The sequence below is a fragment of the Pontibacter sp. GD7 genome, from assembly GCF_058216375.1.
In genome coordinates, this window is the sequence record NZ_JBYZMP010000017.1 from 64,995 (window position 1) to 71,017 (window position 6,023).

Here is a 6,023-nt window from a genome sequence, read left to right on the forward strand (position 1 = left end):
GAATTTATACTTCATGAGTGGCCTTTTTGTGCTTCCTCTGCTTCGCTGGCCTGGTTTTTATCCGGATTGGCGGGTTGCGGAGGAGGGGCTGCTTTGTCTTGCTGCACACGCTCTACATCTGAAGAGTCGTCTTTAGTTGTCTCCTTCAGGGGTGGTTTGTTGTGTTTTTTCGCTTTCATTTTTTCAGTGGTTAGTTGTAAAAAGAGGTACGCTAAAACGGCACGTTAGTCCGGATTTTAACTCTATACTTGCCTGAAACGTACAATTAAAAGCTGCCAAACAGTAAAAATTTCTGGCAATATGAACCATAAACAAACACTGACCATGAAGATAAACGATATAAAAACCCTGGTGTGGGCTGCTGCCTTTGGCCTTTTTACTATGGCCGGGCTAAGCGCCTGTAATAAGGGTACAGAACCCGGAGACACCAATACAGAGCGAAGCAAGATAATTGACGAAGGCTCCTTGATAGAGGCCGACAATGATGACCCGATGGCACCTTACCGAGATACTGTAAGTGCTGAAGACCATTATGACCATGCCGACCACGATAATCATGATGACAATAAGGCTAAAGTAATTGGCGATGGTGCTTACGATGGCAAAGGCACCGGGGTAAAACGGGATGATTACAAAAAATAGGAATCAAAAGAAATGCAAAACGGCCTGCAGTTACGCTGCAGGCCGTTTGTTTGTAAACAGGAATCAAAACTAATTAAAGACAAAGCCATTAGGGGCAATACCTGCTGCAAAAGACCCTGCCTGCGTGCCATCGGGGTTGTAGATGTAAACTGTTCCGTCGCCGGTAAAGCCATTGGCATCACCACCATAGATCTGGCCTGTTCTAGGGTCTACATCCAGTCCGTAAAAGCTTCTGTTTATTAGTGCTGTGGTACTTAGGCTTGTTGCATTTATGTTATGCGCATACGTTTTGCCACTGTAGTTAAAGTATAGCATGTCTTTACCCGGACTGATGGCAAGGTTGCTCGGGCGGCTTTGGTTACTTGGGAACGTGAATGTGGTTTGTACTGCCTGCGTGCCGGTGTTTATCAGGCTCAGAGTGCCTGCAGTAGTTTTAGTATAGTCTACAGACCAGTCGGGGTTGTATGCTATTTTGCCACCTGTAATTACCCAAATATTATTGTTCTTGTCCGTTATTAACTCTTTCGGAGAGTCTGGGACAGTAATGGATTTCTCGATGGCGTCAGTAGCCGTGTTGATGACATCAATGCTGTTGCCGCCACTGTTTACTACATACAGTTTGCCATTGGCGATAAGCAATTGCTCCGGCAATACACCAACAGCAATTGTTTTCACAACCGTTCTGGTAGCAAGGTCTATTACAGCCACGCGGCCCTGGCCAAAATTTACCCACTCCGTTGCGTAGCCTTTGCTATTATTTAAAGCCGCAAAGTAACGTGGATATTTTAGGCCTTCTATCACACCTTCAGACTTAAACGTGTTTGCGTTCACGATCTCGATCTTATTACTGTTGTTGGCTACCAGATAGGCGCGACTATCATAAATTGTCATATTTTGCAACACATCGCCAAGTGGTCTGTTGGCATTCTCTTTACTAAATATGCCGTGTTGTACTTGCTTAGAGCCTTTGTGGTAATAAGATACAGAACCGGTTGGCGTACCAAAATTGCCCTCATTTACAACAAACACCCCTTCGGATGCATAAGCCCCTGACGGTCCGTTGTCGTCATCGCCGCAACTGGTAAAGCCCAGTGCAGAAATAGTAAGCACAGCAGCCGTAAGGAGGCTGCGGAAAAAGCTGATTTTTTTCATTTTAGGATGGTAGTATAATTAAGGTATGATAAAGCGTAAACTAATAGTATAGCCGCGCGGCGGCATGGCATGGAAAGCCATTGTCTGGTACACGGTGTTGGTTATGTTATCGGCACGGAGGCCAAGTATAAGCGTGTTGTTTTGGAGCTTCACACGTTTGCTCAAGGCCAGGTCCAGAAGTATAAACTCGTCTATAAAAGCAGACTCGGAATTGGTGGTGTAGCGCAGGCCTGTGTAGTTCAGGTTGCCAAGCAGGCTCCAGCCATTGTAAATGGCCTCTGTGTTAAGTATGGCTTTGTGCCTGGGCACATACATTAGTTGCTTGCCTTTGTCGCCGTTGCCTTCGTACACCTCCATCTGCTCCGACGAAGTATAAGTATAACCTGCTGTAGCATTCAGTTTAAATCGGCCCAACGTAGCCGTAGCTTTTGTGCTGGCCTCCACACCCTCAGATCTGACCTTGAACAGGTTTACAGGTCTCCAGCGGCCACTCGCATCCGGGTACCATTGTATCCAGTCGTTTACCAGCATGTGGTAAGCAGTGAGTTCAGTCTCCAGTAAAAAGGTGTTGCCAAGTACAAGCAGATGGCGCAATCCGGTTTCATAGCTCCAGCCCTGCTCAGGTTTTAGCTCCGGGTTTCCGGCCCCTACCCAGAAGCGGTCGTTTAAGGTAGGCACACGGTAACTGCCCGCCACATTGCCTTTCAGGGAGAGTTGGTTTTGGTTGTGGTTATAAAATTTCCAGTCGATGCCGAGGGCCGGCGTTGGTTTTGGATTGTAACCCTCCACGAAGGCCTGGCGCAGGTTCAGGCTAAGCTTAAGGTTGGTAGTTGGGTCGTAACGGAGTAGGGCAAAGCCTGCAGCTCTGTTTTCGGTTTTCTGGCCGGCATAACCACTGCTCTCAGCCCTAAAACGCTGCAGGTTTACACCGCCACGCAGACTCCATTTGTTGTCGTAAGTATAAGCCTGTTCTGCCTGCAACTGGTAAGTGCTTACATCAGCTAAAGAATTTACAGTATTGTTGGTATAGTGCAGGTAGTCTGTAAAGTAGGCGGCCTTTAACTCAGTTTGTCCCCAATTACTTTCGTGATCAAGGGTGGCCATCAGGCGCAGGTTATCGTCTTGCTGCCGGGCATTGTTTGCCGACGAGCCCATGGCAGGTTGTACTTGCCTGTCGGCAGTGGTGTACCAGCCGTGTAAGGCAAGTATGGTTTTTTGCCCGGCTTGCCAGCTTAGGTCCTGGGTAAGGCCGAACTGCTCTGCCGCCGCATGTTGCTGCCTCACCTCCGGTGCGCCATACCGGGTAATGTCTTTATACTTAAAGTTATTGGCGGCCTCTCTGTAAAATATGCTGGAGCCTGCCTGTATTTTACCGGAGCCGTAGTTTATACTTCCGTTGGCAAAGTAGCGGCCAAAACTACCTGCTTCGGCCTGTACATCAGCGGCGAAGCCCTTGGTGTTATACTTTGGTGAGTTAAGAAGTACCGCACAGCCTATAGCACCGTTGCCATAAGTAGCGCCTGCTGCCCCATGTTGTAAAGCCATATCACCGATGCCGCTTATGGGCAGGGTGGAGAAATCTGTTTGCCCCAGCGTGGGAGAGGAGATGTTGAGTCCGTTCCAGAGTACAGCGGTTTGGGAGGCGTTGGTGCCCCTGAAAGATACCGTGGCAATGCCGCTTACGCCATAGGATTTAAGATAAATGGGTGTCCGGGCCTGCAAAGCCTGTGCAAGCGAAGCAGAGGTATAATTGCTAAGGTAGCTGCTGTCTAAGTGCGCGACACGGCTGCCGGCTGCATATACTTCAGTTGGTTTGCCAAATACCTCCACGGTGCGCAGCTGGTGCCAGGTGCTATCCGGCTTTTGCGCCTGCACACTGTGGGCAACCAGCACTAAACTGCCCCAAAGCCATACTTTTAAGAAAGATAATTTTGCCAAAACGTTTTTGCTTTAGTCCCGAAGCACGCTGGCAGGTAAAAATGCAGAAACAGCAAACGCAGGTATTGCGGTGGCCGTGCAGCTTTTTACCCGAAAGCATACGACAAATCGTGTGTCGGACTGGCAGGTCTCCTGGCTCTCTTCCTTAGTCCGCCTTCCCATGTTGCAGGCAACACAGTGGCTTGTGGTGTTGGACTAAGCCTTTTTAATGAAGATGACAGTTGCGGGAACAGCGCAGGACTCACACCTGCTTCCCTTTTAAGGCCGTAAAACGAAAGTCTTACAGCCACCAATCTGGGTGCGAAATTACGAATTAAGATTTAATAATGAGGAATTGTTGAAGGTTAAATTGCTAAATGGTTGAACTTTCATGAAGGCGATAAACGTAAACCCATACTCGAATAACCAACAACCAACAACGAATAACGAAACTTGAAGCTGCCAAAAGAATTCTATACCCGGCCTGATGTGGTGCAAATTGCCAAGGACCTGCTTGGGAAGTACGTTTATACTTGCATGGATGGTATTGTAACGGGTGGAATGATCGTGGAGACGGAAGCCTATGCCGGCGAAAACGACAAAGCCTGCCATGCCCACCTAAATCGCCGCACCCGGCGAACCGAGATCATGTACAGCGAGGGAGGCGTGGCGTATGTTTACCTGGTATACGGCATGTATAACCTATTCAACATCATTACCAACGAACAGGACAAAGCCGATGCTGTGCTGATACGTGCCATAGAACCGGAAACCGGGATAGAGGAAATGCTGCTGCGGCGTGGCTTTGCAAGTATAAAACCCAATCTTACTGCCGGACCCGGGGTAACAAGTATAGCCCTTGGCATCAACAGAAAACATTACGGCACCGACCTGACCGGCAACACCATCTGGCTGGAAGATAAAAGTATAGTTCTGCCAGAGCAAAGTATAGCCACCGGCCCTCGCATTGGCATTGACTACGCCGGGGAGGATGCCCTGCTGCCCTGGAGGTTCTGGGTTAAAGGCAATAAATGGGTAAGCCGGAAAAAGTAGCTATTTATGTTTATAATGCAGCTGTACCAATCCCGATTTAAAACCTTTTGACGATACAAGCTCCAGCTGCTGCTCCGGCAGGCCTTCTTTGAACAGGCGTATGCCATCACCCAAAAGTATAGGTATGATAGAGATGATAAACTCATCGACCAGCTTATCTTTTAGCAATTCGGCAATTACCTGCGCTCCGCCATCGCAGAAGATAGTACCGCCTTCTTTCGCCTTCAAACCAGTCACCAGTTCCTTCAGGTTGCCAGTGTAAAAGGTTATGTTACCTTCTGGTGGCCGTGGCGTGTGCGTAATTACATAACACTCCTTGTCTGCATGCGGAATCCCTACGTCCATACTTAACACCTTGTCGTAAGTTCGCCTGCCAAGTATAACCGTATCTACAGTTGCTATAAAATCATAGTATCCGTAGTCTTCACCCTCGGCTTCTACCATAGGAAGCCACGAAATATCATCATCAGATTTGGCGATATAGCCATCCAGGCTGGTTGCAATGTATAAGGTGAGTTTTCTGGTCATAGTTTATGTAGGGATTGTTATAGTTAGGAGAGGGTTTAAATGATAAATATGCGGAGCTAAATTGTAAGCTTGGATAAGGTTTTATTCTTCATTCTTTTGATCCTTAACAAAATAATGTAATAAAATTCCCAAATCACGACTGTTGTCCATGTACTGTAAAGAAAGTAGTTGGCTATTCTTTTTGATTCTGAAAACAGAGGGTGCCCACCGAATGTATTAAATTCATTTGTGTAGATTTTCAGAGTTAACAGAATGGAGGATAAAACAATTATCGGGAGAATTAATAAAACTCTTTTTTTAAAATTAGTTTGAATTAGCGCAGTCCCGATACTTAGGTGAAATCTGTAAAAGAGAAATCCCCATACTAAAAACACAGCCAAAAGACCAAACCCTATATTTATTGACATATTGTAATAGCCAATCACAAGTGTAGTCACAACTCCTGAAGTATAATAGCCTATGCTTTTTAAATAATGCTTGAGTCTATTAACTAATCTTATTTTTCTCATAATTCTATTGAGCCTAACCTGTATCATACTGAGCCTGCTTATAGTAATACTGCCTGCCCTTGCTGCGTGTTCTCACCAGCAAGTATAATAGCCAGCGCTTTTAAACATGAATCATCCCGAACTTTTTAACCTAGAGTAATAGCTAAGTTCGTCGAAGAGGTTGGCCAGTGCCAATCGGATGCGGTAAAGCGGCGTGGGAGTGTTCCTGCACCGCTTTCCTGT

The 6,023-nt window shown here is 46.8% G+C and carries 7 protein-coding genes and 1 riboswitch; of the genes, 2 read left to right on the plus strand and 5 right to left on the minus strand.

Annotation, left to right across the window (positions count from 1 at the left end):
* Positions 1 to 11 precede the first annotated feature (11 nt).
* Positions 12 to 179 (minus strand): hypothetical protein, encoded by a 168-nt coding sequence (locus AC4BAP_RS18570; protein ID WP_490584180.1) that lies wholly within the window; start codon positions 177 to 179, stop codon positions 12 to 14.
* 121 nt (positions 180 to 300) lie between these two features.
* Here AC4BAP_RS18570 and AC4BAP_RS18575 point away from each other — a divergent pair, with 121 nt between their 5' ends.
* A complete protein-coding gene (locus AC4BAP_RS18575; RefSeq protein ID WP_490584181.1) occupies positions 301 to 642 on the plus strand; it encodes a hypothetical protein in 342 nt (113 codons plus the stop codon).
* A 69-nt stretch (positions 643 to 711) separates the two neighbouring features.
* On the opposite strand, the gene AC4BAP_RS18580 is transcribed toward AC4BAP_RS18575, so the two are convergent.
* On the minus strand, positions 712 to 1,794 hold the full coding sequence (locus tag AC4BAP_RS18580; RefSeq protein WP_490584182.1) for a DUF5074 domain-containing protein: 1,083 nt from the start codon (positions 1,792 to 1,794) through the stop codon (positions 712 to 714).
* A gap of 18 nt (positions 1,795 to 1,812) precedes the next feature.
* Positions 1,813 to 3,732 carry a TonB-dependent receptor plug domain-containing protein gene (locus AC4BAP_RS18585; protein WP_490584183.1) on the minus strand — a complete coding sequence of 640 codons (1,920 nt, stop codon included), beginning with the start codon at positions 3,730 to 3,732 and terminating at the stop codon, positions 1,813 to 1,815.
* 105 nt (positions 3,733 to 3,837) lie between these two features.
* Positions 3,838 to 4,041, minus strand: a riboswitch (cobalamin riboswitch).
* Positions 4,042 to 4,164: 123 nt separating this feature from the next.
* On the opposite strand from AC4BAP_RS18585, the gene AC4BAP_RS18590 reads away from it, so the two are divergent.
* On the plus strand, positions 4,165 to 4,764 hold the full coding sequence (locus tag AC4BAP_RS18590; RefSeq protein WP_490584184.1) for a DNA-3-methyladenine glycosylase: 600 nt from the start codon (positions 4,165 to 4,167) through the stop codon (positions 4,762 to 4,764).
* Here the strand turns inward: AC4BAP_RS18590 and AC4BAP_RS18595 are convergent, their stop codons facing one another.
* Positions 4,765 to 5,292 (minus strand): dihydrofolate reductase family protein, encoded by a 528-nt coding sequence (locus AC4BAP_RS18595; RefSeq protein ID WP_490584185.1) that lies wholly within the window; start codon positions 5,290 to 5,292, stop codon positions 4,765 to 4,767. It abuts the gene before it with no gap.
* Positions 5,293 to 5,348: 56 nt separating this feature from the next.
* Positions 5,349 to 5,801, minus strand: coding sequence for a hypothetical protein (locus tag AC4BAP_RS18600; protein WP_490584186.1), 453 nt, complete (start codon positions 5,799 to 5,801; stop codon positions 5,349 to 5,351).
* Positions 5,802 to 6,023 lie beyond the last annotated feature (222 nt).